This window comes from Methylobacterium sp. 190mf (genome assembly GCF_900107945.1).
Classification (GTDB): Bacteria; Pseudomonadota; Alphaproteobacteria; order Rhizobiales; family Beijerinckiaceae; genus Methylobacterium.
Genome location: NZ_FNVI01000007.1, coordinates 1 through 26,580, shown reverse-complemented (window position 1 = coordinate 26,580; position 26,580 = coordinate 1). Strand labels below are relative to the sequence as shown.

The 26,580-nt window shown below is 72.8% G+C and carries 21 protein-coding genes; 13 read left to right on the top strand and 8 right to left on the bottom strand.

Going from position 1 to position 26,580, the window contains the following annotated elements:
- Positions 1 to 90: 90 nt before the first annotated feature.
- The gene (locus C4T42_RS09890) at positions 91 to 1,266 is read right to left on the bottom strand and encodes a VWA domain-containing protein (RefSeq protein WP_020092347.1); all 1,176 of its coding nucleotides are present in this window, start codon (positions 1,264 to 1,266) and stop codon (positions 91 to 93) included.
- 335 nt (positions 1,267 to 1,601) lie between these two features.
- Between C4T42_RS09890 and C4T42_RS09885 the strand changes: the two genes are divergently transcribed.
- Positions 1,602 to 2,009 carry a hypothetical protein gene (locus C4T42_RS09885; protein ID WP_020092348.1) on the top strand — a complete coding sequence of 136 codons (408 nt, stop codon included), beginning with the start codon at positions 1,602 to 1,604 and terminating at the stop codon, positions 2,007 to 2,009.
- Positions 2,010 to 2,085: 76 nt separating this feature from the next.
- Here C4T42_RS09885 and C4T42_RS09880 read toward each other — a convergent pair whose 3' ends face one another.
- Positions 2,086 to 3,930 carry a cation:proton antiporter gene (locus C4T42_RS09880; RefSeq protein ID WP_020092349.1) on the bottom strand — a complete coding sequence of 615 codons (1,845 nt, stop codon included), beginning with the start codon at positions 3,928 to 3,930 and terminating at the stop codon, positions 2,086 to 2,088.
- A gap of 310 nt (positions 3,931 to 4,240) precedes the next feature.
- On the opposite strand from C4T42_RS09880, the gene C4T42_RS09875 reads away from it, so the two are divergent.
- From C4T42_RS09875 to C4T42_RS09845, 7 genes are all read left to right on the top strand, one after another.
- Positions 4,241 to 5,500, top strand: a complete 1,260-nt coding sequence (locus tag C4T42_RS09875) for a hypothetical protein (RefSeq protein WP_020092350.1) — start codon at positions 4,241 to 4,243, stop codon at positions 5,498 to 5,500.
- Positions 5,497 to 6,138, top strand: coding sequence for a hypothetical protein (locus tag C4T42_RS09870; protein ID WP_020092351.1), 642 nt, complete (start codon positions 5,497 to 5,499; stop codon positions 6,136 to 6,138). The genes C4T42_RS09875 and C4T42_RS09870 overlap by 4 nt, the downstream gene beginning before the upstream one ends.
- 233 nt (positions 6,139 to 6,371) lie before the next feature.
- Positions 6,372 to 7,223, top strand: a complete 852-nt coding sequence (locus C4T42_RS09865; RefSeq protein ID WP_020092352.1) for a MoxR family ATPase — start codon at positions 6,372 to 6,374, stop codon at positions 7,221 to 7,223.
- A 64-nt stretch (positions 7,224 to 7,287) separates the two neighbouring features.
- Entirely contained in the window at positions 7,288 to 8,238 is a 951-nt protein-coding gene (locus C4T42_RS09860; RefSeq protein WP_020092353.1) for a 3-hydroxyacyl-CoA dehydrogenase family protein, read from the top strand.
- Positions 8,235 to 8,993, top strand: a complete 759-nt coding sequence (locus C4T42_RS09855) for an SDR family oxidoreductase (protein ID WP_020092354.1) — start codon at positions 8,235 to 8,237, stop codon at positions 8,991 to 8,993. Before C4T42_RS09860 ends, C4T42_RS09855 begins: the two co-directional genes overlap by 4 nt.
- A gap of 18 nt (positions 8,994 to 9,011) precedes the next feature.
- Entirely contained in the window at positions 9,012 to 9,899 is an 888-nt protein-coding gene (locus C4T42_RS09850) for a 3-keto-5-aminohexanoate cleavage protein (protein ID WP_020092355.1), read from the top strand.
- 262 nt (positions 9,900 to 10,161) lie between these two features.
- Positions 10,162 to 11,391: an ABC transporter substrate-binding protein gene (locus C4T42_RS09845; protein ID WP_020092356.1), complete on the top strand. Its 1,230-nt coding sequence runs from the start codon at positions 10,162 to 10,164 to the stop codon at positions 11,389 to 11,391.
- A 158-nt stretch (positions 11,392 to 11,549) separates the two neighbouring features.
- Here the strand turns inward: C4T42_RS09845 and C4T42_RS09840 are convergent, their stop codons facing one another.
- Complete coding sequence (locus C4T42_RS09840) at positions 11,550 to 12,419, bottom strand: aldo/keto reductase family oxidoreductase (protein WP_020092357.1); 870 nt, start codon at positions 12,417 to 12,419, stop codon at positions 11,550 to 11,552.
- A gap of 92 nt (positions 12,420 to 12,511) precedes the next feature.
- On the opposite strand from C4T42_RS09840, the gene C4T42_RS09835 reads away from it, so the two are divergent.
- Positions 12,512 to 13,432 carry a LysR family transcriptional regulator gene (locus tag C4T42_RS09835; RefSeq protein ID WP_020092358.1) on the top strand — a complete coding sequence of 307 codons (921 nt, stop codon included), beginning with the start codon at positions 12,512 to 12,514 and terminating at the stop codon, positions 13,430 to 13,432.
- Here the strand turns inward: C4T42_RS09835 and C4T42_RS09830 are convergent.
- The 3 genes from C4T42_RS09830 to C4T42_RS09820 form a co-directional block, all read right to left on the bottom strand.
- Entirely contained in the window at positions 13,416 to 16,577 is a 3,162-nt protein-coding gene (locus tag C4T42_RS09830; protein WP_026604797.1) for an autotransporter domain-containing protein, read from the bottom strand. The two genes, C4T42_RS09835 and C4T42_RS09830, sit on opposite strands and share 17 nt — an antisense overlap.
- Before the next feature lie 411 nt (positions 16,578 to 16,988).
- Positions 16,989 to 18,767 carry a methanol/ethanol family PQQ-dependent dehydrogenase gene (locus C4T42_RS09825; RefSeq protein ID WP_020092360.1) on the bottom strand — a complete coding sequence of 593 codons (1,779 nt, stop codon included), beginning with the start codon at positions 18,765 to 18,767 and terminating at the stop codon, positions 16,989 to 16,991.
- 34 nt (positions 18,768 to 18,801) lie between these two features.
- Entirely contained in the window at positions 18,802 to 19,398 is a 597-nt protein-coding gene (locus C4T42_RS09820; RefSeq protein ID WP_020092361.1) for a TIGR00730 family Rossman fold protein, read from the bottom strand.
- Between the two features lie 227 nt (positions 19,399 to 19,625).
- Here C4T42_RS09820 and C4T42_RS09815 point away from each other — a divergent pair, with 227 nt between their 5' ends.
- Positions 19,626 to 21,122 (top strand): Ig-like domain-containing protein, encoded by a 1,497-nt coding sequence (locus tag C4T42_RS09815; RefSeq protein WP_020092362.1) that lies wholly within the window; start codon positions 19,626 to 19,628, stop codon positions 21,120 to 21,122.
- Positions 21,123 to 21,132: 10 nt separating this feature from the next.
- Here the strand turns inward: C4T42_RS09815 and C4T42_RS09810 are convergent, their stop codons facing one another.
- On the bottom strand, positions 21,133 to 22,467 hold the full coding sequence (locus C4T42_RS09810; protein WP_020092363.1) for a PLP-dependent aminotransferase family protein: 1,335 nt from the start codon (positions 22,465 to 22,467) through the stop codon (positions 21,133 to 21,135).
- A gap of 104 nt (positions 22,468 to 22,571) precedes the next feature.
- Here C4T42_RS09810 and C4T42_RS09805 point away from each other — a divergent pair, with 104 nt between their 5' ends.
- The 3 genes from C4T42_RS09805 to C4T42_RS09795 all read left to right on the top strand — a co-directional run bounded on the left by C4T42_RS09805 (position 22,572) and on the right by C4T42_RS09795 (position 25,085).
- On the top strand, positions 22,572 to 22,766 hold the full coding sequence (locus C4T42_RS09805; RefSeq protein WP_020092364.1) for a translation initiation factor IF-2: 195 nt from the start codon (positions 22,572 to 22,574) through the stop codon (positions 22,764 to 22,766).
- A gap of 87 nt (positions 22,767 to 22,853) precedes the next feature.
- Entirely contained in the window at positions 22,854 to 24,776 is a 1,923-nt protein-coding gene (locus C4T42_RS09800) for an ABC transporter ATP-binding protein/permease (RefSeq protein WP_020092365.1), read from the top strand.
- 72 nt (positions 24,777 to 24,848) lie between these two features.
- Positions 24,849 to 25,085 (top strand): hypothetical protein, encoded by a 237-nt coding sequence (locus tag C4T42_RS09795; protein WP_020092366.1) that lies wholly within the window; start codon positions 24,849 to 24,851, stop codon positions 25,083 to 25,085.
- 60 nt (positions 25,086 to 25,145) lie between these two features.
- Here C4T42_RS09795 and C4T42_RS09790 read toward each other — a convergent pair whose 3' ends face one another.
- Positions 25,146 to 26,051 carry an NAD(P)-dependent oxidoreductase gene (locus C4T42_RS09790; RefSeq protein WP_020092367.1) on the bottom strand — a complete coding sequence of 302 codons (906 nt, stop codon included), beginning with the start codon at positions 26,049 to 26,051 and terminating at the stop codon, positions 25,146 to 25,148.
- Positions 26,052 to 26,580: the final 529 nt, after the last annotated feature.

The window sequence follows — 26,580 nt, the reverse complement described above, 5'->3', positions numbered from 1 at the left end:
CGTATGCGGCGCTGCTGGATCGCTTCGCTGCGCTCGCGAGGACGGCATCGCCTCCGGTCGCGTCGCGCTGTGAGGCCGTAAAGGCACCTGTCATCGCACCAGCGCCCGCGCCGCGGCGTCGAGCCCGTCCAGGGTGAGGGGGAACATCCGACCGGCGACAAGCCGCTGCATCATGCCGATCGACTGGGTGTAGCCCCAGTGCGTCTCGGGCACCGGGTTCAGCCACGCCGCCTTCGGGAAATGGTCGAGGAGCCGCTGCATCCAGGTGGCGCCCGCCTCCTCGTTCCAGTGCTCCACGGAGCCGCCGGGCGTCGCGATCTCGTAGGGGCTCATCGAGGCGTCACCCACGAAGACGAGCCGGTAGTCGCTGCCGTAGGTGCGGATCACGTCGAGGAGCGGCGTCTTGGCCTCGTGGCGCCGCCGGTTCTCGGTCCAGACCGCCTCGTAGGGGCAGTTGTGGAAGTAGTAGTGCGCGAGGTGCTTGAACTCCGAGCGCGCCGCCGAGAACAGGGCCTCCGCCTGCTCGATGTGCCAGTCCATCGAGCCGCCGACGTCCAGGAACAGCAGCACCTTCACGGCGTTGCGCCGCTCCGGCCGCAGCTTCACGTCGATGTAGCCCTGGCGGGCGCTCGCGCGGATCGTGCCGTCGAGGTCGAGCTCCTCCGCCGCGCCGGTCCGGGCGAAGCGGCGCAGGCGCCGCAGCGCCAGGCGCATGTTGCGCGCGCCGATCTCGCGGTCGTCGTCGAGGTCCTTGAACTCGCGCTTGTCCCAGACCTTCACCGCCCGGAAGTTGCGGTTGCCGTCCTGGCCGATGCGGATCCCCTCGGGATTGTAGCCGTAGGCGCCGAAGGGCGAGGTGCCGCCGGTCCCGATCCATTTCGAGCCGCCCTGGTGGCGCCCCTTCTGCTCGGCGAGGCGCTGCTTCAGGGTCTCGAACAGCTTGTCCCAGCCGAGCGCCTTCAGCTCCGCCTTCTCGGCCTCGGTCAGGTACTTCTCGGCGAGCTTCCTGAGCCATTCCTCCGGGATCGCGGCGGGCTCGACCGCCTCGCCCAGGGTCTCCAGCCCCTTGAACACCGTGCCGAACACCCGGTCGAACCGGTCGAGATGCGCCTCGTCCTTCACGAGCGCGGTGCGCGACAGGAAGTAGAACGCCTCGACGTCGTGCTCCGCGAGGCCCCGGTCCAGGGCGCCGAGCAGGGTCAGGTACTCCTTCAGGGAGACGGGGACCTTGGCGTCCCGGAGGGCCGTGAAGAACTGCAGCAGCATGCCGGGAGAACGCGCCAGCCGGGCGTCCGGGTCAAGCCCGCGCGAATCGGTCGGCGCGCCGCCGAGCGTGGCAGGACTTTTCCGAAGGACTTCCGAGTCTTCGCCGATGGTCGACAAGATTCAGCCCCGTCGGCAGCGCCGATTCCGGCGCCCAAACGAGTCTCTCCGACCCGATGGGACTCATAACCTGGGCATAAGTCGTCGAATCTGTTGATATGTGACCGGACAAGCCTCGCCCAGTCACTCAATCGGTCATGGGAATCGCTCAACTCGGGACATCGAGTGTGTGCGGACGCGGCAGCGCGGCCGACACGGAGCTAGCGAGGAGACCTGCGATGGCGGTCATCCTGCGGAATCTGACGGAATTCAAGCGGTTTCTCGGGAAGCCGGGGGCGACGATTCAGCTGGTGCGCAACACCTTCATGGACCGCCAGCCGGAGGCGACCCGGGACGCCTACCGCGACAAGGGCATGTACGCCCCGCGGGCGGTGCAGGCCCTGTCGCGCAAGGCCGCGGTCTTCACCCTGCGGGGCTATCCCGGGACGGTCTGGCTCTACTGGGACAAGGGCGCCCGCGGCTGGCGCTTCTCCGGCGACACCGTGACGGTGCCCCTGGTCACCGGCCTCGGGCCGGCGGACGAGCTGGTCTACCGGTGCAGCTTCGCCGACGGGTTCGAGCCGGCGCCGCGCAGCCGCGCGGCGCGGCGGGCCAAGCACGAGGACGCGCACCCGGTCCTGATCTGAGCGGGGCCCCCGGGACCTCCGCTCGGATCTCCCGCCTCAGGCCGCCCCCTCAGGCCGCCCCCTCTAGGCCGCCCCCTCAGGCCTCCTGGCCGGCCGCCTCCTGGCGCTCGGGCTCCCGCTTGACCGGGGCCTTGCCGAGTGCCTTCCCGACGGTCCGGCGGGCCCGGAAGATCGGCTTCGACTCGCCCTCGCGCTTCTTCAGCAGGGCGCGGTACTCGTCCCGCCGCTCGTGGATCGACGCGATCACCAGCCCCATCGGCACGCCGACATCGACCAGCACGGCCTCCGACAGCTGCAGCGAGGCCTCGATCGTCTCCGGGACCGCGTCGTCGACGCCGAGCTCGTAGAGCGAGGAGGCGTGGCGGGCGTCGCGGGCCCGGGCCACGATGGTCAGGTCCGGCCGCTCGGCGCGGGCCGCCGCCACCGCCGCCTCGACGGCGCGGGGATTGTCGAGGGTGACGACCAGCGCCCGGGCCGTGGCGATGTCGCAGCGGCGCAGCATCTCGGTGTTGCCGCTGTCGCCGAAATAGACCGGCGCCCCGGCACGGCGCTGCTCGGCCACCCGCGCGGCGTCGGAATCGAGGGCGATGTACGGGATCTTGTGCCGCTCCAGCATCTCGCCGACCTGCCGGCCGACGCGGCCGAACCCCGCGACGATCACCCGGTTCCCCACGCGCTCCGGCACCGGCTCCGCCTTGGCGGTGGCCTGGGCGCTGGCGGTCGCCCGCAGCTTGAGCCGGCGGCCGACGGCGGCGAGCGCCGGGATCATGATCATCGTGACCGTGGTCACCACGAGGGCCGCCGCGCCGACCTCCTCCGGCACCAGGCCGGTGGCCATGGCGCCGCCGATCAGCACGTAGGCGAACTCGCCGCCCGGACCGAGGAGGAGCGCCGTCTCCAGCGCCACCGGCCGGGGGATCTTCAGCACGGGGGCCGCCATCATCACCACGGCGGCCTTGATCAGGACCAGCGCCAGCGACAGGCCGATGATCGCCCCCGGCGTCGCCATCAGCTGCGCCGGGTCGAGGTTCATGCCCACCGAGACGAAGAACACGCCGAGCAGCAGGCCCTTGAACGGGTCGATCGTCGCCTCGATGGCCCGGCGGTACTCGGTTTCGGCCAGCAGCAGGCCGGCCACGAAGGCGCCCAGCGTCATCGACAGGCCGCTCGCCGCCGCGGTCAGCGCCGTGCCGACGATGACCAGCAGGCAGGCGGCCATGAACAGCTCGGTGGAGCGCGTGCGCGCCACGAGCTGGAACAGCGGGCGCAGGGCGAGGCGGCCCGCCACCACGATCAGGGCCAGCGCGATCGCCGCTTGGCCCAGCGCCAGGGCGAGGGCCCAGCCCTTGTCGCCGCCGTCGTCGCGGCCGAGCACCGCGATCGCGAACAGGGCCGGGGCCACCGCTAGGTCCTGGAACAGCAGCACCGCGAAGCTCGTGCGCCCGGTCGGCGCGTTCAGCCGCTTCTGCTCGGCGAGGACCGGCAGGACCACCGCGGTCGACGACAGCGCGAGGCCGATGCCGACGATCACCGCGCCGGTGAGCGGCACGTTGAGCCCGTAGAGGATCGCCCCGAGGATCAGCGCGGAGCAGCCCACCTGCAGGGAGCCGAGGCCGAAGACCAGCCGGCGCAGCACCCGCAGGCGCTCCCACGACAGCTCGATCCCGATCATGAACATCAGGAAGATCACGCCGAACTCGGCGAGGTGCGAGATCTCGGCCCGGTTGCCGATGGTGAAGAGGTGCACGGAGGGATAGGTGTCGGCCAGCCGGCCGAGGCCGAAGGGTCCGAGCAGGGCCCCGGCGCCGATGAAGCCGAGCACCGGCGAGATCCGCAGGCGGTGGAACAGCGGCACCACGATGCCCGCTGTGACGAGAAACAGGATCGCTTCCTTGTAGGAGCCGGCGTGGACCTCTGGCATCGGCGGCGGATCGAACCTCGTCTCTCGGGGGTGGGGAGCGCCGCTCACGGCCGCGCGATCATGGGTCGGCGGCGCCCTCGGAGCAACCGGATTCGGCCGGCGACCGGTCCCGCGGACGTGCGTTCCGACACAAGCCGGATACAGGCGCGGGTGAGACATTTCGGTCACCGGCACGCGGGATGCGGACGGCATCCAAAGGAGGCATGCGGTGAAGGCGTGCAACGCGGCCCAAAATCGGCACAATGCGCGCATACACGCCTGAGTTAACCGGGGGTTAAGCTCGGCCGGGCTCGGCCCGGAACTGGACCGGATGGATGCGACGAGGCCGATGATCTCCATCAAATCGATATTTGCCGGTCCGGCAGCGCCCCCCAGCCGCGACCTCGAGCGCGAGAAGCGCGAGTGGAAGCTCGAGTCGGACCGCTGGCGGCACCAGCGCCACGTCGAGAAGGGCTACCGCATCAAGTGGGGCTACGTGGCGATCGCGTACCTCGTCGAGTTCATGGTGATCGGCGCCTCGCTCTGGGGCGCGTGGCTGTTCGCGGGCGTCTACAGCGACGGCGACTGGCACGCCTTCTACTTCATGCTGCTGGCGCCGCTGGTCTACGCCGCGGTGGAGCTGTGCCGCGTGCCGCTCGGCATCCTGGCCCGGACCCAGCGCTCCTACTTCGTGCGCGGCCTCGCCGTGCTGGGCATCATCTTCGCGGCGGGCGTGACCACCAAGTCGGTGTCGCAGCTCGGCGAGATGATGTTCCATCCCCGCCTGATGGAGGCGGCCCGGACCAAGACCGCCCTGAAGGACGCCCAGGCCGACCGCGCCACGATCGGCGACCGGATCAAGGCGGCCGACGAGCGCGTGGCGCAGTACACGGCCGAGCTCGACCAGATCGAGAAGCGCTCCGCCGACAACGCCCAGCAGCTCGCCGGCCTCCCGGCCCAGCGCTGCGAGCGGGTCTTCGGCACCAACAGCAAGGGCCGGAAGTACCAGAACCTGAAATGCGTGGCCGATCCCCGCGTCGCCGCCCTGTCGCAGGGCGTCGCCAAGGCGTCCGCCGACCGCGCCGGGATGATCAAGGACCTGGAGGAGGCCCGCAAGGCGCGCGCCGCCCTCGATCCGGGCGCCGCCGACCGCCGCGTGGCCGATGCCGAGCAGGGCTACCGCAACGCGGTCAACCGCTCGCAGCTCCACTCCTTCACCGCCATGGTCTACGGCGTCGACCCGATCGACGTGACCGAGAGCCAGGTCCACGCCTTCCTGCGGATCTTCGTGTTCCTGCCCGCGGTCTGCGCCGCCTTCGCGTCGACGATCCTGGCGCTCTGCGCGGTCTCGACCCGCCGGACCTTCATGGACGAGGACGATCTCGGCGCCGCCGTGAACCCGGAGGCGGCCCCCTACATGCTCGACGCGATCGCCGACGCCCTGCGCTCGCACCCCGAGCCGATCCTGCCGCGCGCCGCCAACGCGTCGGGCGCGGTGATCCCGATGAACCGGCCGGCCCAGGGCCAGCAGGCGCTGCCGAACCAGACCCATCCGGGCCCGACCCTCCCTGCCGCTGGAGCCGGCGCATGAACTACGTCGCGAGCGGGACCCCCGAGAACATCGCCCTCGCCCAGCAGGTGAATTCCCGCCTGCGGGCGGATTCGAGCTACGTCGCGGCCCGGGCCTTCCTGTTCCGGGCGCTGGGCTTCGGCGCCTTCGCGTGCCTCGCGGGCATCGGCGTCGGCGCGGCGGCCTACGGCTGGGCGACCCTGAACCAGTTCGACACCGCCGCCGAGAAGATCGCCGCCGCCATGCAGGCGGCGCTCTCGGACGTGACCCTGAAGACCAAGGGCGAAGTCACCCTCACCGACAACACCCTCAAGCTCGAGGGCCTGCCCAAGGCGCCGGCGACGCCGACGCCCACCAAGGCGCAGCTCGGCAACGACGCCGCCCCGGCCTCCAAGGCCGCGGTGAACACGACCTTCACGGTGTTCAAGCAGGTGCCCTACCTCGACGGGCAGATCGTGACCGGCTGGAACTTCAAGGACAGCGCCGAGCAGCCCTACCAGCAGTACTGCTACTTCTCCCGCCGCTCCAACGAGGCGAAGGGCCAGGTCGAGATCAAGATCGACCTGGCCATGGACGGCAAGACCCTGCCGCAGCCGCAGAAGTCGGACGTCAACCTCGAGATCCTCGCCCGGAACTGCGTCTGGCACGAGAAGGGCTGAGATCGCTCGCGGCGCCACCGTCCTTGCGAGCGAAGCGAAGCAATCCAGGGTAGCGCCCCGCCTCCGAACGTCCCGCTGCTCTGGGTCACTTCGCTTCGCTCGTGATGACGGCGTGGACCATCGGGCGGGCGCATCAGCCGGCACCGACTGGGACGGCCGGACGGGGACGGCGCTTGCGGCCCGGCGGCGCGGCGCGCTACCCCTTGGCCCGAGCCCCTCTCTCCGAGACCGCGATGCGCTTTTCCGGAACCGAGACCTACGTCGCGACCCCCGACCTCACCGCGGCGGTCAACGCCGCCGTGGTCCTGGAGCGGCCGCTCCTCGTGAAGGGCGAGCCCGGGACCGGCAAGACCGTGCTGGCCGAAGAGATCGCCAAGGGCTTGGGCGCGCCGCTGATCGTCTGGAACATCAAGTCGACCACCAAGGCGCAGCAGGGGCTCTACGAGTACGACGCGGTCTCGCGCCTGCGCGACTCCCAGCTCGGCGACCCTCGGGTCTCGGACATCTCCAACTACATCCGGCGCGGCAAGCTCTGGGAGGCGTTCACCGCGCCCGAGCGCCCGGTCCTGCTCATCGACGAGATCGACAAGGCCGATATCGAGTTCCCCAACGACCTGCTGACCGAACTCGACCGGATGGAGTTCCACGTCTACGAGACCGGCGAGACCGTGAAGGCCGTGCGCCGGCCGATCGTGATCATCACGTCGAACAACGAGAAGGAGTTGCCGGACGCGTTCCTGCGCCGCTGCTTCTTCCACTACATCAAGTTCCCCGATTCCGAGACGCTGCAGCGCATCGTCGACGTCCACTATCCGGGCATCAAGCACCGCCTCGTCGAGGAGGCCCTGCGGACCTTCCTGGCGATGCGCGAGGTCCCGGGCCTCAAGAAGAAGCCCTCGACCTCGGAGCTGCTCGACTGGCTGAAGCTCCTCGTCTCCGAGGACATCACCCCCGAGACCCTGCGCGAGCAGGACGGCCGCAAGCTGATCCCGCCGCTGCACGGGGCGCTCCTGAAGAACGAGCAGGATGTCAGCCTGTTCGAGAAGCTGGCCTTCATGATGCGCCGGGACCAGCGCGGCGGCTGAGGCCGGACGGACGACCCGAGGATTCCCGCGAGAGGAGCCCGGGGCAGGGACAGGAGCGTGCGGCATGGGCGAGATCGCGATCGTCGGCGGCGGCGTGATGGGGCACGGCATCGCCCTGGTGCTGGCGCTCGCCGGCCACGGCGTGCGGATCACCGACACGCGGCCCGAGACCCGGGCGCGGATCCCCGGCCTGATGGAATCCGCCCTCGCGACCCTGCGGGAGGCCGGCGCCGCCCCGGAGGGCTGGGATGCCGCGCGGCTCGCCCGGGCCGTCCGGGTCGAGGCGGCGCTCGACGCGGCGGTCTCGGGCGCCGGCCTCGTGATCGAGGCGATCACCGAGAACCCGGAGGCCAAGCGCGCGCTCTTCTCCGAGCTGGACCGGCTCTGCCCGGCCGACGCGATCCTCGCCAGCAACACCAGCTACCTCGACGTCTTCCCGCTGATCCCGGAAGCCCGGCAGGCGCGGGCGCTGATCCTGCACTGGTACACGCCGCCCTACATCGTCGACCTCGTCGACGTGGTGCCGGGGCCCGGCACGGACCCGGCGGTCGTCGCCGCCATGGCCGAGTTCGTGCGCGGCCTGGGCCAGGTCCCGATCGTGCTGAAGCGCTTCATCCCGGGCTACGTCGCCAACCGCATCCAGCAGGCGATCAGCGCCGAGGTGTTCCGGCTCCTCGACGAGGACGTCGCCGCGCCGAAGGACATCGACGACGCGATCATCCACGGGCTCGCCTTGCGCATCCCGATCCTCGGCCACCTCGCCAAGGCGGACTTCACCGGCCTGGAGCTGACGCAGCGGGCGCTCGCCAACGGCAGCTACGCGCCGCCGCCGCCTCGCACCCGCTCCGAGACCCTCGACGCCCTCTGCGCCGAGGGCCGGACCGGGGTGATGGCCGGCAAGGGCTATTTCGACTGGGGCGGGCGGCCGCCGGAAGAGCTGTTCCGCGAACGCGACCGCAAGCTCCTGGCGCTCAAGGCGGCGATGGCCGGGATCGGCCGGATGGAGGGATCATGATCGGAGCGGACCTGTCCGGACGGCGCGTCCTCGTCACCGGAGCCTCGTCGGGGATCGGGCTCGCGACCGTCGCGATCTTCGCCCGCAACGGCGCCACCGTGGCGCTGAACCACCTGCCGGACGATCCCCGCGGCCCCGAAGAGGCCGCCCGGCTCGCCGGCGCCGGATTCTCGGTGATCGCGCTGCCCGGCGACGTGTCGCGGGCGGGCGAGGCCGAGGCGATGGTGGCGGCCGGCATCGACCGGCTCGGTGGCCTCGACGTGCTCGTCAACAATGCCGGCACGTCGGGCACGACCACGCCCATCGCCTTCGAGGACCTCGACGCGATGACCGAGGATTTCTGGGCCACGATCCTGGCGACCAACCTGCTCGGGCCGTTCCGCTGCGCGAAGGCCGCGGCCGCGACCCTCAAGGCGAGCCGCGGCGCCATCGTCAACACCGCGTCGGTGGCCGGCCTCGGGCGGCGCGGCTCGTCGGTCGCCTACTCGGCGAGCAAGGCCGGACTGATCAACCTGACCCGCAGCCTCGCCCGGGCGCTGGCGCCGGACGTGCGCGTCAACGCGGTGGCGCCCGGCCTCGTCGCCACGCCCTGGACCGAGCCCTGGTCGGAGGAGCGCAAGGCCTCGACCGTGGGGCGCACGATGCTCGGCCGCATGGCCCGCCCGGAGGACATCGCCGAGACGATCTTCTTCCTGGGCGCGGGCGCGGCCTACATCACCGGCGAGACCATCACGGTCGACGGCGGAGCGATCTGACGCTCGGGGAGCACAAACATGGCGAGCACGACCGTCATCACCTGCGCCCTCACGGGCTCCTTCGACACGCCGCGGAAGAACCCGGCCGTGCCGGTGAGCCCGGAGGCCATCGCGCAGTCAGCCCTCGAGGCCGCCGCCGCCGGGGCGGCCGTGGTCCACATCCACGTCCGCGACCCCGAGACGGCCGCGCCGAGCATGGAGCTCGCCCATTACCGCGAGGTGGTGGAGCGGATCCGCGAGAAGAACGACGCCGTGATCCTCAACCTGACCACGGGGGCGGGAGGCCGGTTCGTGCCGGGCGACCCCAACCCGTCGGTCGCCGGCCCGGGCACGACCTTCGTGGGACCGGAGGCCCGCACCCGGCATGTCGGGGCGCTGCGGCCGGAGATCTGCACCCTCGACATCGCCACGATGAATTTCGGCGAGCACCTGTTCCTCAACACCCCCGGCCACCTGCGGGCGATGGCGGGCCACATCCGCGACGCGGGCGTGAAGCCCGAGATCGAGGTGTTCGATCTCGGCCAGATCGAGCTGGCCCGGCACCTGATCGCCGAGGGGCATCTGGCGCGCCCGCCGCTGTTCCAGATCTGCCTCGGCATCCCCTGGGGGGCGCCCGCGACGCCGGAGGCCCTCGTGGCGATGCGCGCCCGACTGCCGGAGGACGCGGTCTGGTCAGCCTTCGGCATCGGCCGGGAGGAGTTCCCGATCCTCGCGGTCGCCGCCGGCATGGGCGGCAACGTCCGCGTCGGGCTGGAGGACAACCTGTACCTGTCCCGAGGCACGCTCGCGCCGAGCAACGCCGCCCTGGTGGAGAAGGCGGTGAGCCTGCTGGCCCACATCGACCGGGAGCCGGCCACGCCCGATCAGGCGCGGGCGATGTTTGGATTGACGCCGCGGGGCGGTTGAGAGGCCGATCGCCGCCGCTCCCCGTCATCGCGAGCGCAGCGAAGCGACCCAGGGCAGCGCGACCTCGGCGAGCGTGGTGCTGCTGGATTGCTTCGCTCCGCTCGCAAAGACGGGGGCAGCACCTCGCGAGGGCTGCCCCTGACGGATCGCCGGCATCCTCACGCGCACCCGTTCCAGCCGCGGACCGCCGCGGATACTCTGCCTTCGGAAACATTCCGAGCGGCGATCAACGCCGCCGGGTGGACACGACAGGGAGAGAGACATGACGCTCCGCCACCGCGCCGCGGCGCTGCTCGGGAGCTTGTGCGCGCTCGGCGCCGGCGCGGCGCTCGCGGCCGACCTCGTGCCGGTGAAGATCGGCGTGCTGAACGACCGCTCCGGCGTCTACTTCGACTCCACCGGCGAGGGCTCGGTGGTGGCCGCCCGCATGGCGGTCGAGGACTTCAAGCCGGAGGAACACGGGCTGAAGGTCGAGGTCGTCGCCGCCGACCACCAGAACAAGCCCGATGTCGGCGCCTCGATCACCCGGCAATGGTACGACCGCGACGGCGTCGACGCGGTGTTCGACGTGCCGACCTCCTCGGTGGCGCTCGCCATCGCGCAGATCACCAAGGAGAAGAACAAGGCGTTCATCAACTCGGGCGGCGGCACCGCCGACCTCACCGGCCCGGCCTGCACGCCCAACACCGTGCACTGGACCTACGACACCGCGGCGCTGGCCAACGGCACCGGCAAGGCCATCCTCAAGCGTGGCGGCAAGTCCTGGTACTTCATCACCGCCGACTACGCCTTCGGCCTCGCCCTGGAGCGCGACACCAAGGCGGTGGTGGAGAAGAACGGCGGCAAGGTCGTCGGCGGCGTGCGCACGCCGTTCCCGAACCCGGACTTCTCCTCGTTCCTGCTCCAGGCCCAGGCCTCGGGCGCGCAGGTGATCGGGCTCGCCGATGCCGGGCTCGACGCCGCCAACGCCATCAAGCAGGCGCACGAGTTCGGCATCCGCCAGGGCGGCCAGACGCTCGCCGCCCTGCTGATCGCCATCACCGACATCCACTCGCTGGGCCTGGACGTGGCGCAGGGCCTCGCCTTCACCGCCTCGTTCTACTGGGACCTCAACGACGGCACCCGGGCCTTCGCGGAGCGGTTCGAGAAGCGCATGCCCGGCAAGAAGCCGACCTCGTACCAGGCGGGCGTCTACGCCAGCACGCTGCACTACCTGAAGGCGGTGGCGGCCCTGCACTCGGCCAAGGACGGCGCCGCCGTGGTCGCCAAGATGAAGGAGATGCCGACCGACGACCCGCTGTTCGGCAAGGGCACGATCCGGCCGGACGGGCGCAAGATCCACCCGATGTACCTGTTCGAGGCCAAGGCGCCGTCCGAGTCGAAGGGCGCGTGGGATCTCTACAAGGTGCTGGAGACGATCCCGGCCGAGCAGGCCTTCCGCCCGATGAGCGAGGGCGGCTGCCCGATGGTGGCCGGCATGACGGCGAAGTAGGCCTCGGGTCGCTCCTTTCCGCACCGCCGTCCTTGCGAGCGGAGCGAAGCGATCCAGACGGCGCGACGCCGACCGTCGTCGCGCTGCCCTGGGTCACGTCGCTGCGCTCGTGGTGACGGTGAGGGAGCCTCCAACCGAAGCGTCCGGACGGAAACCGTTCACGCCGCCCCGATCCGATCCAGCGCCGCCATCGCCTCATCCGGGAGCGCGAGCGTGGCCGCCGCGAGGTTCTCGCGGAGGTGGCCGAGGGACGACGTCCCCGGGATCAGCAGGATGTTGGGCGACCGGCGCAGCAGCCACGCCAGCGCCACCTGCATGGGCGTCGCGCCCAGCCCGGCCGCCACCGCCGACAGGGTGTCCGACTGCAGCGGGCTGAACCCGCCCAGGGGGAAGAACGGCACGTAGGCGATCCCGGCCGCCGCCAGATCGTCGACGAAGGCGTCGTCGCCCCGATGGGCGAGATTGTACTGGTTCTGCACGCAGACGATGTCGGTGATCCGCCGCCCGTCCGCGACCTGCCGGGGCGTCGCGTTGCTCAGGCCGATCCGGCGGATCAGCCCCTGGCGCTGGAGATCCGCCAGCACCGTCAGCGGCGCCTCGATCGAGCCTTCCGCGGGGCCGTGGACGTCGAACATCAGGCGCAGGTTGACCACGTCGAGGGCGTCGACGCCGAGGTTGCGCAGGTTGTCGTGGACCGCCCGGGTGAGGTCCTCGGCCGAGAAGGCCGGGTTCCACGAGGCGTCGGCCCCGCGCTCGGCGCCGACCTTGGTGACGATCACGAGCCCGTCCGGATAGGGGTGCAGCGCCTCGCGGATGATCTGGTTGGTGACGTGCGGCCCGTAGAAGTCGCTCGTGTCGATGTGGTCGACCCCCGCCGCCACGGCCGCGCGCAGCACCGCGACCGCGGCCGCGCGGTCCTTGGGCGGCCCGAACACGCCCGGCCCGGCGAGCTGCATGGCCCCGTAGCCCAGGCGCTTCACGGTGCGGTCGCCGAGTTGGAAGGTCTCGGCCTGCGCGAGATCGGTCATGGCAAATCTCCTGTTGGTGGCCCGGATGTAGACGCCCGTTTTTGCGTCGATAAGCCGTGACAATCGGCACGGCCTGTGCGGATTCCCGAACGATGTCCCAGGATCTCACGGACCTCGCCGCCTTCGTGACCGTGGCGCGGGCCGGCGGTTTTCGCGACGGCGCCCGGGCGAGCGGCGGGAGCGCGTCGAGCCTCAGCGAGGCGGTGCGCCGGCTGGAGGCGGGGCTCGGCGTACGCCTCCTGAACCGCACCACCCGCAGCGTCGCGCCGACCGAGGCGGGGGCCCGCCTGCTGGAGCGGCTCGGGCCGGCGCTCGCCGAGGTGGAATCCGCCCTCGACGTGGTGAACGGGTTCCGCGACCGTCCCGCGGGCACGCTCCGGCTCAACGTGCCGCTGAGCGCTGCCCGGCTGGTGCTGCCGGCCCTCGTGCCGCCCTTCCTGGCGGCCTACCCGGAGATCCGCCTGGAAGTGGTGGTCGAGGACGGGTTCGTGGACGTGCTGGCGGCGGGCTGCGACGCCGGCATCCGCTACGACGAGCGGCTGGAGCAGGACATGATCGCCGTGCCGATCGGCCCGCGGCGGCAGCGCTTCGCCACCGCGGCGGCCCCGGCCTATCTCGAGAAGCGCGGCCGGCCGGACCATCCGCGGGATCTCCTGGAGCACGCCTGCCTGCTCGGGCGCTTCCCCAGCGGCGCCCTGACGGCGCCGTGGGAGTTCGAGCGCGACGGCACCATCGTCCGGGTGGACCCGTCCGGCCCGCTGATCGTGCGGGTCGCCGCCAGTGACCTCGCGGTCGAGGCGGCGGTCGCCGGCACCGGGATCGTCCACCTGTTCGAGGACTGGCTGCGGCCGCATCTCGACAGCGGCGCCCTGGAGCCGGTGCTGGAGCCCTGGTGGCAGGTCTTCTCCGGCCCGTTCCTGTACTATCCCGGCCGGCGGCACCTGCCGGCGCCGCTGCGCGCCTTCGTGGACTTCGTCGGCGCGCAGGCGTCGCGCGCTAGAACCGGAGGGTGAAGCGGCCCGTCACGGCCTGGTCCTGGGCGCGGGCTCCGGTCTGGCCCGTGTAGGCCACGCCCAGGCTCGCGTCCGGCGCCACCGCCAGGTCCAGGCCCACCTGCGCCACCAGCGCGTCCCGGGCGATCGGCACGCCCGCGCTCAGGAAGGCCGGGCCGCCCGCCCCGAAGGCCAGCAGAGCCGTCGGCACGACGTCGCCGAACGCGCGCCGGTAGCCGACGAGACCGCGCAGCGTCACCGGCAGGCCGAGGCCCAGGTCCAGGCGCGCCTGCGCCCGCACGCCCACCGTCGCCGCGCCGAGGTCGTAGTCCCGCGCGAAGCTCGCCAGCGCCGCCGCGCCCCCGGCCTCCGCGAAGGCGCCGCGCCGGATGCCGACATAGGCCCCGCCCGCGAACGGCTCGACGAAGCGCGCCGCCGGCGTGCCCAGCGCGATCCTCCAGCCGATCTCGCCGAAGCCCTGCACCGTGGAGCCGCCGCCGTGCCCGCTCAGCGTGTCGGCCAGGCCGTACTGCACCGCGCGGCGGGTGCGCGCGTCCGTGTCGGCGTAGAGCGCGCCGAGCCGCAGCGACAGCGGGCCGAGCTCGTAGCCGCCGTACAGGCCGCCGAACCCGCTCCTGAGCGTCGCGCTCTCCGCCCGGCTTGCGCCGCCCGCCCGGCCGGCGCTGTCGAGGAAGGCCTCCGTGTAGCCCCCGACCGCGCCGAAGCGCAGCCCGCTGGGGAGCCGCACGTCCGCGCCGGCCGCGAAGCCGGCGATCTGCCGGTCGAGGTCGAACGCGTTGCCGCCGCCATCGGCCGTGCCGAGGGCGCCGAGGCCCTGGCCCCAGAGCCCGAACACCTGCGGGTCGAGGGTGCGCACCGGCACAGTCGCCACCACCGGGGCCCGGCCGGGCCGGTCGGCCGCGTCGGCGGCCGGCAGGGCGCCGGCGTCGAGCCCGGCACCGGGATCGCCCCAGCGCAGGCGGTCGAGCACCGCCTCGCGCACGAAGAAGGCGGTCTCGTAGGCGGTGGACACGGTGCCGGCGTGGATGTCGCCGGCCAGCGCCCGGAAGCCGCTGCCGGCCTCGTTGGCCGTGAAGGCGACCGCCGCGTCGTAGAGCCGGCCGGCGCCGATCGCCTGGATCGCGTTGGCGGCGGCCGCGCCGTTGCGCGAGGTAGCGCTGGCGGCGAAGGGCACGTCGTTGCGGGTGAGCGTCAGGTCGACCGCGTCGGTCCGGTAGCGCAGGCCCGGGGTGAGGAAGGCGAGGTTCGCGGTCACGCCGGCGAACCGGCCGGAGACGCCGCCGGCGGCGGAGAGGATCGTGTAGGTGGTGCGCGGGTTGTAGGCGCCGGAGGCGGCGCGCACCTGGACGGTGCCGCCCGACAGGGTGGCGGTGCCGGTGGCGGCGATCCGGTCGGCCCGGCCGGCGGCGTCGGCCTCGACCCGGTAGGTCGACCCCGGCGCCAAGCCGACGTTGCCGGCGACCGTGAGCGTGCCGATGGAATTGCCCGGCGCCACCGTGGCGCCCGCGAGCGCGACGATCCCGCCCAGCGTGCCCGAGCCGCCGAGCTCGGCCCCCGGCAGCACCGACACGACCGAGTGGGCGAGGCCGCCGTTCACGACGAGCCGACCGGCCTGCACCGCGGTGGCGCCCGTCAGCGTGCTGAGCCCGGTGAGCGTGAGGGTGCCCGCCCCGGTCTTGGTGAGGGTCCCGGAGCCCGAGACGGCGTTGGCCAGCGTCCCGTCGGTCGATTGATCCACGACGAGCGCCGCGTCGTCGACGATGGCGCCCGTGCCGAAGGCGCCGGCATGGCCGACGAGCGTCCCGCCGCCGATCGTCGTACCGCCCGCGTAGGTGTTGGCGCCGGTCAGGACCAGCGTCCCGCTGCCGAGCTTCACGAGGCCGCCCGCGCCGCCGATGCCGTTGCGCCAGACGTCGTAGGCCGAGAACCCGCCCCGGGCCGCGTCCATCGTGACGGTGACCGTGCCGTTGAAGGCGCCGTAGCCGTCGGCGGCGGCGAACAGGTTGATGCGGTCGTAGCCCAGCCCGTTGTCGAGGAAGCCGCCGGAGGGCAGCTCCGTGGTCGCGATCACGTCGCGGCGCTGCGCCGCCGTGAGGTAGGGAAAGCGGGTCGCGAGCAGCGCCTCGGCACCCGCCGGGACCACCGGCGGACGGTCCGTGGGCCCGACCGGTGGCAGGCCGTAGGTCAGGCGCGCCGTGTAGGCGGCCTTGTTGCGCGCGTAATCGGAGAACCGGTCGGTGGCCGGATCCACGGGCGCGTGGGCGCACCGCTCCAGCGGGCCGCCGCAGGCCTGGCTCAGGTAGCTCTGCGCCTGCGCGAAGGCCTCGCCCAGCAGGGCCGCGTTCGCGGGATCGTTGAGTGCCCGGATGGCGAAGTAGGTCGCCAGCACGCGGCCGCCGATCACGTCGGTGGGCGAGTGCATGCCCGCCTCGATCCGGTTGTCGCCGAGCTCGCTCGCGCGGGTGAGCAGTTCCTGGAAACGCTGCGGGACCGCGTAGGCCAGGGCGAGGGCCGAGAGATAGGCGGCGTTGGTGTGGCCGCTCGGGAAGCCGCCATCCGTCGCGGGGGTCGGGCTCTTCTCCGGCCCAAGGGAGGGCGGCACGACGAGGCCGAGGCTCTGGCCGTCCAGGCTCTGCCGCCAGGGGCGCGGATAGCTGTAGGCGTCCTTGGCCGGGCCGGTGGAGGCGTTGGTCCGGAACGCGTTGACCAGCTGCACGACCTTCCCGAGGGGCGACGTCGTCACGCCGGCACCGGTCCCCTGGTCAACGTACTGCACGCGCGACGTGGTCGCGTCGAAGGCCGGGATCGTGGTGGTCGCCCCCGATCCCGCCAGATAGGCCCGCGTCAGCGGCCCGAGGCCGTCGATGACGCTGTAGCTCTGGTTGCGGCGGTCGTCGTAATAGGCGGCGATCTCCTGCGCGCCGGTCCGCTCCCGCGCCCGCTCGGCGACGATCTGGATGTTGCGCAGCAGGAGGGGCGCCCCGAGCGCCGTGGGCGATCCGGTGTCGTAGGTCCGTCCGGGGATCCAGATCCGCCGGAAACCCGACAGGATGTCGACGCCGTTGCCGGCCGTCTGCGCCTGGGCGCCCGGACCGAGCAGCACGACCGCCAGCGCGGCGAGTGAGACCCCATATCCTCGTGTCATGACGCGCTCCCCGACACCGCCCCGTCCGGCCGGTCGCGCGCCCCATATCCAAGATCATCGAGGTCAGATCGTCATAGTTCGTTCAAAATCGGACGCATTTTCGATTCGTATCCTCTGAGCAACACTCTGTGAGGCGGCTTATTTCTTATAGCTATGTTTGAGAAATTGGAATTTTTACTTCTGAATTTGCCCGAACAGCACTTCTGACCGGTCATCGATCGCCGTGAGCGGCGCGGCCGCATCTGGATAGGCCCGCCCGAGGCCGGCCACCGGCGCCGGTGACGGGGTCATGCGGGACAGGAGAGGTGGCCCGGGATGCGTCCAGCCAGACCCGGCGCGGGAGCGCCTCGGAAGGTCGGGGAGATGCCGTGCGAATCGCCCGGCGGCGCGTGCGGACGCCGCCGGGGCGGCTCACTGCGGCAGTTCGAACACCGTGAGCTGCCCGCCCGGCGCCGTGTACTGCGACAGGGCCGCGTAGCCCCCCACCGCCCCCGAACCGTCCGCGGGGTCGGTCAGCCCGGCCGCCAGGCCGATCCCGGCCCAGCCGCCGACCCCGGACAGCACCGCGACGTACTGCTTGCCGCCGTGCAGGTAGGTGGTGACGTTGCCGACGATCCCGGACGGGGTCTTGAACCGGTACAGCTCGTGCCCGTCCCGGGCATCGACCGCCTTCAGGTAGCCCTCCAGCGTGCCGTAGAAGACCACGTTGCCCGCCGTGGCGAGCGCCCCCGACCAGACCGAGAACGGCTCCGGGATCGTCCAGGCGATCCGGCCCTTCGCGCCGTCCCAGGCGATGAACGCCCCGGTCCGGTCCGAGCCCTCGGGCGGGTGCAGGGTGAGCGTCGCGCCGACATAGGGCTGGCCGGGCGTGTAGGTGACCCGGAACGCCTCGTAATCCATGCACATGTGGTTGGTCGGCACGTAGAACAGCCGCGTCTTGGCCGAGTAGGCGGCCGGCTGCTGGTTCTTGGCACCGAGCGCCCCGGGACAGATATTTTTGGTTGCTTCGTCCTCGTCGGCCTCGCCGGGGGCGTAGCGCTTGTCGACCACCGGCTTTCCGTAATCGGGCGCGGCGGGATCCACGCTGATCCGGCTGGCCCAGTTCACCGTGGGGTCGAACTTCTCCGCCACCAGCAGCGCGCCGGTGGCCCGGTCCAGCGTGTAGCCGAAGCCGTTGCGGTCGAAATGAGTCAGCACCTTCCGGGCGCGGCCGTCGATCACCTGCTCGGTGAGGATCATCTCGTTGACGCCGTCGTAGTCCCACTGGTCGTGGGGGGTCATCTGGTAGACCCAGCGGGCGATGCCCGTATCGGCGTCGCGGGCGATGATCGCCTGCGCCCATCGGTTGTCGCCCGGGCGCTGGTTCGGGTTCCAGGTCGAGGGATTGCCGGTGCCGTAATAGACGAGGTTCAGGTCCGGATCGTAGGAGAACCAGCCCCAGCTGCAGGCGCCGCCGGTCCGCCACTGGTCGCCCTCCCAGCTCTTGAGCGAGGAATCGCGGCCGACCGGGCGCCCGAGCGCGGTGGTCCTCTCCGGATCGACCAGCATGTCGGCGTCCGGCCCGGTGGCGTAGGCGCGCCAGAGCCGCCGGCCCGTCGCCTGGTCGTAGGCCGTCACGTGGCAGCGCGCCCCGTACTCGCCGCCCGCGAGCCCGACGATGAGCTTGCCGCGCACCGGCAGGACCGTGGCGGTGTTGGTCTCGCCCCGGCCCGGGTCGCCGTTCCTCACCGACCACAGCACCCGGCCGGTCTCGGGGTCGAGCGCCACCACGGTGGTGTCGGCCAGCTGGAGGAACAACCGCCCGTCCGCGTAGGCGAGCCCCCGGGAGACCGTGTCGCAGCACATCACGGCGATGACGCTCGCGTCCTGCCGCGGTGCGTAGCGCCACAGGATCCTCCCGCCCCGGTCGAGGTCGAGGCCGTAGACCACGTTGGGGAACGGCGTGTGCACGAACATCAGGTGTCCGACCACGATCGGCGCACCCTCGTGGCCGCGCAGGACGCCGGTGGAGAAGGTCCAGGCGACCTTCAGGCGCCCGACATTGCCGGCGTCGATCTGGTCGAGGGCCGAGTAGCGGGTGTTGGCGTAGTCCAGGGTCTGCAGGACCGGCGACGGGCCGGCCGCCGCCGCGGAGGCGAGGCCGGCGAGCGGCAGGGCCGCGAGCAGTGAAGCACGCATCGACGCACGCATCCTCGTGATCCTCATCGCCGCGCGGCGCGCGCACCTACATGCGCTGCTGGACGATGCTCTCGGCCTGGGGGTCCGGCTCGTGGCCGGCCGCGCGGAGCATCGGCACCACCTCGGCCGCCTCGCGCGCGACGAGGTAGCTCAGGTCCAGGCCCTCGCGGATGAAGCCGTGGCCGCGCATGTGCTCGAACAGGGCCAGCAGCGGCGCCCAGAACTCCGCCACCGAGACCAGCACCACCGGCTTCCGGTGGCGCCCGAGCTGCGCCCAGGTCAGCTGCTCGACCAGCTCCTCCAGGGTGCCGATGCCGCCCGGCAGGGTCACGAACGCGTCCGAGCGCTCGAACATCAGGCGCTTGCGGGTGTGCATGTCGGAGACCACCACGGTCTCCTGGATGTCCGCCAGCATGTGCTCGCGCGCCTGGAGGAAGTCCGGGATGATGCCGGTGACGTGGCCGCCGGCGGCGAGCGCCGCCCGCGCCACCGTGCCCATCAGCCCGACATCGCCGCCGCCGTAGACGAGGCCCATCCCGGCCTGCGCGACCGCGGTCCCGAGGATCTCGGCGGCCTCGCGGAAGGCCGGGTCGCGGCCGAAGCCGGAGCCGCAATAGACACAGACTGTCCTCACCGGAGCCATCCGGCGTCCTCCTCGCGCGTCCGTTGCGAGCCGTCCAGATCGCGCCCCGCGCCCAGCACTCCACGTGCCAAACTGCTGAATTCGCGTGGGATTCACCCGCCTGGGCGGCAGGACGGCTTGGTGTGGGGACCATGTACGGTATTATGGGCGGCGCCGTCGACGGCTTTTCGCGCGGGCGGACGGCCGCCCGCCGGGCGGCGGCAGGATGAGGGGAGGCCTTCGTGGCGATGTCGAGACAGGTGCGGCGCAGTCTCGCCCTGGCGCTGGCCGGCCTTCTCGGCGGACTGGGACTCGTGCTGGCGCTGTTCGGCGGCGACTCCTTGCGGCGGCTCACCGGCCGCGGTGGTCCCGAGCCGTCCGCGTCGTCGGCGCCGAGCGGCAGCCTGCGCAGCCTCGCCGATCCGGGCGCCCTGGCCGGCCGCGCCGACCCGACGATCGACTTCCGCGACGACAAGCCGGGCCGGGCGAGCCCGGCGCCGGGGGAGGGCCCCGTGGCGGCGCTCCCGCAGGCCCCCCGCGCCGGCACCCCCGGGGCGCCGCAGGCCGGCACCGCCGGGGCGCAGCAGGCCGGTCCGGGCCAGGACGCGCGCCTGCCGGATGCGGCTGAGGCGCCGCGCTTCGACATCGTCCGCGTCGAGCCGAACGGCGACGCCGTGGTGGCCGGCCGCGGCGCGCCGGACGCCGCGATCGAGATGCTGGTCGACGGCAAGCCCGTGGCCCGGGCGAAGGCCGATTCCAACGGTCAGTTCGCGATCGTGCCGCCGGCCCTGCCGACGGGCGCCAGCACGCTCCGCCTGCGCATGACCGGCGCGGACGGGCGCGCGTCCGAGTCGCAGCAGAGCGTCGCGGTGGACGTGGCCCCCGGCCGGGACCGCCAGCCCCTCGTGGCCCTGACCGCCCCGGACGCCGCGACCGTCGTGCTGTCGCAGCCCGGCGCGCCGGGCGCGACGGCCGACGCGAAGGGCGGCGCCAGATCCTCCGGTCCGGCTTCCGAGCCGGGTACCCGGGACGCCGACGCGGCGCGGGCCGGCCGGCCGGCCGGGAGCGGGGAGACCCGCGAGGCCGCGGCGTCCGGGGCGGGGCCGACCCGGATCGCCAGCGTGGACGTGCAGGGGAACGGCCGCCTGTTCGTGACGGCCACCGGCACGCCGGGGGCGCGGATCCAGCTCTACCTCAACGACACGATGATCGCCCCGGGCAGCATCGGGCCGGACGGCCGGGCGACCTTCACGATCGGGCGCGGGATCAAGCCCGGGCAGTACCAGGTGCGGATCGACCAGGTCGATCCGGCCACCGGCAAGGTCGCCAGCCGCGCCGCGGTCCCCCTGTCGGTGCCGGAGCCGACGCAGGTCGCCGCCCGGGAGACCGCCGAGTCCGGACCGTCGCCCGCCCAGAGCGGCGCGCGGGATCGCGCCGGCCCCGATCAGGCCGCGCGCGACGGTGCCGACCGGGACCGGCCGGCCGCGGCCTCGCCGCCGGCCGCCGTCTCGAACCCCCAGGCGGCCGACATGGCGGAGCCGGACCGGGTCGGCGCGGTGTTCGTGCCGGAGATCAGCACCGCCCGGATCACCCGCGGCGACAACCTCTGGCGGATCAGCCAGCGCACCTACGGCCGCGGCGAGCGCTACACGGTGATCTACGACGCCAACCAGAACCAGATCCGCGATCCGGACCTGATCTACCCGGGCCAGATCTTCGTGCTGCCCACAGACAAGCGCGGCTGAGCGGCGCCGCCTACTCCACCACTTGGTCGTCGCCCGCGAAAGCCAGCCGGCGCAGGCCGCGCAGCGCCCGGTCGAGCTCCTCCCGCGACGGCGAGGCCAGGGCGAGGCGCACCGCGTTCGGCGCGTGGCCGGGATGGACCGCGAAGGACGAGGCCGGCAAGAGGGCGATGCCCTGGCGCAGGGCCGCGGCCGCGTAGGCCTCGGCCCGCCACGTCTCGGGCAGTTCCAGCCAGAGGTGGTAGGCCTGCGGATCGCCCACGACCCGCAGGTCGGCGAGCGCGGCCCGGGCGAGGGCCTGCCGGGCCGCGGCGTCCCGGCGCTTGGCCTCGGCCAGCGCCGCCGCCGAGCCCCCCGCCATCCAGTGCATGCCGGCCGCGAGCGACAGGCCGAGCACCGTCCAGGCGCCCTGGCGGACGGAGGCGGCGAGCCGGTCGGTGAGGGCAGGCGGCGCGGCGATCAGGCCGACGGTCAGCGCCGGCATCACCCGCTTCGACAGGCTGTCCACGAAGATCACCCGGTCCGGCGCGAGGCCGGCGAGCGGCGGCGCCTCGGCGAGGAAGCTGTAGACCGCGTCCTCGACGGCGGTGAGCCCGGTCCGCTCCAGCACCTCCGCCAGGGCGGCCCGGCGCGCCGGCCCCATCGTGGCGCCGAGGGGGTTGTGCAGGGTCGGCTGGAGATAGACGCCGCTCAGCGGGGTCGCGCGGTGGGCCTGGAGCAGCGCCTCGGGGCAGACGCCCTCCGCGTCCATGGCGAGCGGGATCAGCGTGATCCCGAGCCGCGCCGCGATGCCCTTCACCCCGGGATAGGTCAGGGGCTCGCAGCCGATCCGCTCGCCGGGCGCCGCCAGGGCCGCCAGGGCGGCGGCCAGCGCCTGCCGGCCGTTGCCGGTGAACAGGATGTCGGCGGGATCGGGGGCGTAGCCCGCCCGCGCCAGGAACCCGGCGGCGATCGCCTGCGCCGAGGGCGTGCCCGCGGGCCCGTACTGGGTGAAGCCGATCTGGCCGTCGTCGCGGGCGAGCGCCGCCAGGGTCTCGGCCAGGACCACCTCCTGCTCGGGCAGGCGCGAGTGGGTCCGCTGCAGGTCGAGGGCGGCCGGGGGCGGCTCCGGGCGGAGCAACCCGGCGCGCCCCGGCTCGCTGCGGACGTAGGTCCCGCGCCCGACCTCGCCGGTCACCAGCCCCCGGCGGGCCAGCTCGGCGTAGACCCGGCTCGCCGTCGAGACCGCGATGCCCCGCGCGTAGGCGAAGTCGCGCTGCGGCGGCAGCCGCGCGCCGGGGCGCAGCCGGCCCACCGCGATGTCGGCCGCGATCGCGTCGGCGACGGTGCGGTAATCCGCGGGGCGCATAATTGCTCCGAGGTCAATGTTTCGATTGATCCGATCTTTGTATCGGATCAATGCTCCGCCAGCAATCCCGGCCGGACTGCCTTCCCGCCACCGGATCGTCTGCGATGCAAGCCGTCACCCTGTCCTCCTCGCCCGCCGTCACGCGTCCGACCGCGCGCCCGTCCCTGCTCCGCACGTGGCTGCAGCGGATCCGCACCCGCCGCGCCCTGGCGGCGCTCCACCCCGACCAGGCCCGGGACGCCGGCCTCGAGCCCTGGGACCTGCGCGCCGAGGTCGCGAAGCCGTTCTGGCGGGCGTGAGGCGGGGGCCTGCACGCAGCGCGGGTGCTCCGGCGCGGCAGCGGGCCTATATGCGGGACCAGGACATCCCGCCCCGCAGAACCCTTCATGACCGACAACACCGCGCCCGCGGCCGGGACGCCGATCCCGGCCGAGCGCCCCGGCCTGATCGCCACCTACCGGCGGCTCTGGCCGCATCTCTGGCCCCACGGCCGGCCCGACCTTCAGCGCCGGGTCTTCCTGGCCTTCGGCCTGCTGCTCGCCGCCAAGCTGGTGACCATGGTGACGCCGTTCACCTTCAAGTGGATCACCGACGCGCTGGTCGCCGCGGTCGGCGGCAAGGACGAGGCCGTGCCGACCGGCCTCCTCGCCGCGCCGATGCTGCTGATCGCCCTCTACGGCCTCTCGCGGATCGCCATGTCGGCGCTGACGCAGGTGCGCGACGGGCTGTTCGCCAAGGTGGCGATGCACGCGGTGCGGCGGCTGGCGCTCCAGACCTTCGAGCACATGCACCGCCTGTCCCTGCGCTTCCACCTAGAGCGCAAGACCGGCGGCCTGACCCGGGTGCTGGAGCGCGGACGCGCCGGCATCGAGGAGCTGTCGCGCCTGATGGTGCTGACCCTGGTGCCGACCATCGTCGAGTTCGTGCTGGTGCTCGGCGTGCTGGCCTACGAGTTCAACTGGACCTACGCGCTGACCGCGTTCCTGACGGTCGCCGCCTACCTGGCCTTCACCTACAAGGCGACCGAGTGGCGGATCGCGATCCGCCGCCGGATGAACGCCTCCGACACCGACGCCAACACCAAGGCGGTCGACTCGCTGCTCAACTACGAGACGGTGAAGTATTTCGGCGCGGAAGCCCGGGAGGCCGGCCGCTACGACGAGTCGATGGCCAAGTACGAGAAGGCCTCGACGCAGACCTACGTGTCGCTGGCGGTGCTCAATGCCGGGCAGGCGGTGATCTTCACGCTCGGCATGACCGTGGTGATGTGGCTCGCGGCGCGCGACATCCTGGCCGGGCGCACCACGATCGGCGGCTTCGTGCTCGCCAACACCATGCTGGTGCAGCTCGCGATGCCGCTCAACTTCATGGGCATGATCTACCGCGAGATCAAACAGGCGCTGATCGACATCGACGACATGTTCCGCATCCTCGGGCAGAACCCCGAGATCGCCGACCGGCCGGGCGCCGCCCCGCTCGCGGTCGCGGGCGGCACGGTGCGGTTCGAGGACGTGCGCTTCGCCTACAATCCCGAGCGGCCGATCCTGCGCGGCGTCACCTTCGAGATCCCGGCGGGCCAGACGGTGGCGGTGGTCGGGCCCTCGGGCGCCGGCAAGTCGACGCTCTCGCGCCTGCTGTTCCGGTTCTACGAGCCGCAAGGGGGCCGGATCAGCGTCGACGGGCAGGACATCGCCGCGGTGACGCAGGCGTCGCTCCGGGCGGCGATCGGCATGGTCCCGCAGGACACGGTGCTGTTCAACGACACGATCGGCTACAACATCCGCTACGGCCGGGCCGACGCCACCGACGCGGAGCTGCGGGAGGCGGCCCGCCTCGCCCAGATCGACCGCTTCGTCTCGGGGCTGCCGGAGGGCTACGACACCCCGGTGGGCGAGCGCGGCCTGAAGCTCTCGGGCGGCGAGAAGCAGCGGGTCGCCATCGCCCGCACGATCCTCAAGGCGCCGCCGATCCTGGTCCTCGACGAGGCGACCTCGGCGCTCGACTCCTTCACGGAGGCCGAGATCCAGGCGGCGCTCGACCGGGTCAGCCGCGGCCGGACCACCCTGGTGATCGCCCACCGGCTGTCGACGGTGGTCAACGCCGACGCGATCCTGGTCCTCGACCAGGGCCGCATCGTCGAGCGCGGCACCCACGCCGCGTTGCTGGAGGCCGGGGGCGTCTACGCGGCGCTCTGGGACCGCCAGCGGGAGGCCGACGCCGCCCTGGAGGTGCTCCAGCGCGCCGACGCGCCGGTGCTCCCGCCCCGGACGGGCCACGCCGCCGTGCCGGAGACCGAGGCCGCGGAGTGACCGAAAGGCCACACGCGGTCCGCGCAACGCGGCCGGGACGCAACCGGAGGCGGTAAGCGCGGTTCTGCGGTTATGCCGCACTTCTACCTGCACATCCGGGACGGTCAGTGGCTGGTCGAGGATCTCGACGGCGCCGACCTGCCCGACCTCGACGCCGCCCGCACCGAGGCCGAGCGCTCCGCCCGGGCGCTCTTGGAGATCCAGCGGGTCGACGGCGCGGTGCTGGCCGGGCAGGTCTTCGAGATCGCCGACGCGTCGGGGCAGGTCCTGGCGGTCGTGCCGCTGAGGGACGTGCTCGAGCTGCCGTAAGATCCAGGGCGCGGGCGGGCCGGTCGGGATCGACCGCCCGATGGCCGCTACGGCCGGCCCCTACGGCCGCGACCGCACACGGACCCCGAGCAGGTCCTCGAACGGCAGCACCATGGCGCCCTTGTCCCGGTCGCCGTGGCCCTGGCGCAGGGCGGTCTGGTAGGTGGCGGTGGCGGCCGCCGTGACCGGCATCGGGAAGCCGTTCTCCGCCGCGACCGCCGCGGCGGCGACGAGGTCCTTGTAGGCCGCCCCCATCGGGTAGCCCTCGTCGAACTGACCCCGGAGGATCCGCGGCACGAAGTACTGCGCCGCGTAGCTCTGGCTCGTGCCCGTCGTGACCACCTGGGCGACCTGATCCGGGTCGAGCCCCATGGCGACGGCCATCGGCAGCACCTCGGCCAGCGCCGCGATGTTGATGTCGTAGAGCACGTTGTTGATCGTCTTGGTGAGCTGGCCGGACCCGGCCGGGCCCATGTGCAGGATTGTCGTGCCGATCCGCTCCAGGAGCGGGCGCACCCGCGCGACCGCCCCGGCCGCGCCGCCGCACATCACGGTGAGCGTCCCGGCCTCGGCGCCGGCCGGCGCGCCGGAGACGGGCGCGTCGACGAAGGCGCGCCCGGTCGCCGCCACGGCGCGGCCGACCGTGAGGGCCTTGGCGTGCGCGATGGTGCTGAGGTCGACCACGACCGCCCCCGGGGCGAGGCGCTCCGCCAGGGCGCCGTCCCCGAGGAGGGCCGCCTCGACGGCGTCGCCGTTCGGCAGGCACAGGAACAGCACGTCGGCGCCGGCGGCCTGCCCGGGATCGGTGGTGGCGACGAGGCCCGGCGCGGCGAGGCCGGCGAGGCGCGCCGGGTCGGTGTCGATCGCGACGAGCGTCTCGGCGTCGGAGCCCCGCTTGGCCGCGAGGTTGCGGGCGATGGGGTGCCCCATCGCGCCGAGGCCGAGGAGGGCGAGGCGCGCGGCCATGCGGGTGTCCCTGTTCCGAGTGTCCGGGCGCCCCCTGTCCGTGCGGGGGAGGCGCCGCGCCAGCATGTCGCCGGACGGGGCCGTCTTCCAGCCCCGGCCCTGGAATTACGGCCGATGGCTTCTCGGCACCGACGTCCTTGCGAGCGGAGCGGAGCGGGCCAGGGTCGCGCCCCGCTCAACGACGTCGCGCGGCCCTGGGTCGCTTCGCTGCGCTCGCGATGACGGAGAGGGGCGTCGACCGGGGCGCGGCTCAGTTTTCCTTGACAATGTTCCTATTTTGTGCTTCCTGACCGCACCTGTCCGCGGCGGCCCGGGAGCGATCCCGGGGCGTCCTTCGGGGGCCCGCCCGGTGGCTGACCGTGCGGGTCCGGGGACGGGGCGGCGCCCGCGTCGGTGGCTCTCAGCCGCCATCGCCCCGGGCGGCGGACCGGTGCGGGGCGTGCCTCGGATGCGGGCGTGAGACCGGGCGGCACTGTGCCCGGCGGGGTGAGGAAATGCCCCCGCGCCGACCCGCCTCTGGGCCGACCCT

What these genes read in the sequence shown, in the direction of transcription:
- C4T42_RS09890 (WP_020092347.1), bottom strand. Translation starts at nt 1,266, where the DNA reads ATGCTGCTGCAGTTCTTCACGGCCCTCCGGGACGCCAAGGTCCCCGTC.
- C4T42_RS09885 (WP_020092348.1), top strand. Translation starts at nt 1,602, where the DNA reads ATGGCGGTCATCCTGCGGAATCTGACGGAATTCAAGCGGTTTCTCGGG.
- C4T42_RS09880 (WP_020092349.1), bottom strand. Translation starts at nt 3,930, where the DNA reads ATGCCAGAGGTCCACGCCGGCTCCTACAAGGAAGCGATCCTGTTTCTC.
- C4T42_RS09875 (WP_020092350.1), top strand. Translation starts at nt 4,241, where the DNA reads ATGGATGCGACGAGGCCGATGATCTCCATCAAATCGATATTTGCCGGT.
- C4T42_RS09870 (WP_020092351.1), top strand. Translation starts at nt 5,497, where the DNA reads ATGAACTACGTCGCGAGCGGGACCCCCGAGAACATCGCCCTCGCCCAG.
- C4T42_RS09865 (WP_020092352.1), top strand. Translation starts at nt 6,372, where the DNA reads ATGCGCTTTTCCGGAACCGAGACCTACGTCGCGACCCCCGACCTCACC.
- C4T42_RS09860 (WP_020092353.1), top strand. Translation starts at nt 7,288, where the DNA reads ATGGGCGAGATCGCGATCGTCGGCGGCGGCGTGATGGGGCACGGCATC.
- C4T42_RS09855 (WP_020092354.1), top strand. Translation starts at nt 8,235, where the DNA reads ATGATCGGAGCGGACCTGTCCGGACGGCGCGTCCTCGTCACCGGAGCC.
- C4T42_RS09850 (WP_020092355.1), top strand. Translation starts at nt 9,012, where the DNA reads ATGGCGAGCACGACCGTCATCACCTGCGCCCTCACGGGCTCCTTCGAC.
- C4T42_RS09845 (WP_020092356.1), top strand. Translation starts at nt 10,162, where the DNA reads ATGACGCTCCGCCACCGCGCCGCGGCGCTGCTCGGGAGCTTGTGCGCG.
- C4T42_RS09840 (WP_020092357.1), bottom strand. Translation starts at nt 12,419, where the DNA reads ATGACCGATCTCGCGCAGGCCGAGACCTTCCAACTCGGCGACCGCACC.
- C4T42_RS09835 (WP_020092358.1), top strand. Translation starts at nt 12,512, where the DNA reads ATGTCCCAGGATCTCACGGACCTCGCCGCCTTCGTGACCGTGGCGCGG.
- C4T42_RS09830 (WP_026604797.1), bottom strand. Translation starts at nt 16,577, where the DNA reads ATGACACGAGGATATGGGGTCTCACTCGCCGCGCTGGCGGTCGTGCTG.
- C4T42_RS09825 (WP_020092360.1), bottom strand. Translation starts at nt 18,767, where the DNA reads ATGCGTGCGTCGATGCGTGCTTCACTGCTCGCGGCCCTGCCGCTCGCC.
- C4T42_RS09820 (WP_020092361.1), bottom strand. Translation starts at nt 19,398, where the DNA reads ATGGCTCCGGTGAGGACAGTCTGTGTCTATTGCGGCTCCGGCTTCGGC.
- C4T42_RS09815 (WP_020092362.1), top strand. Translation starts at nt 19,626, where the DNA reads ATGTCGAGACAGGTGCGGCGCAGTCTCGCCCTGGCGCTGGCCGGCCTT.
- C4T42_RS09810 (WP_020092363.1), bottom strand. Translation starts at nt 22,467, where the DNA reads ATGCGCCCCGCGGATTACCGCACCGTCGCCGACGCGATCGCGGCCGAC.
- C4T42_RS09805 (WP_020092364.1), top strand. Translation starts at nt 22,572, where the DNA reads ATGCAAGCCGTCACCCTGTCCTCCTCGCCCGCCGTCACGCGTCCGACC.
- C4T42_RS09800 (WP_020092365.1), top strand. Translation starts at nt 22,854, where the DNA reads ATGACCGACAACACCGCGCCCGCGGCCGGGACGCCGATCCCGGCCGAG.
- C4T42_RS09795 (WP_020092366.1), top strand. Translation starts at nt 24,849, where the DNA reads ATGCCGCACTTCTACCTGCACATCCGGGACGGTCAGTGGCTGGTCGAG.
- C4T42_RS09790 (WP_020092367.1), bottom strand. Translation starts at nt 26,051, where the DNA reads ATGGCCGCGCGCCTCGCCCTCCTCGGCCTCGGCGCGATGGGGCACCCC.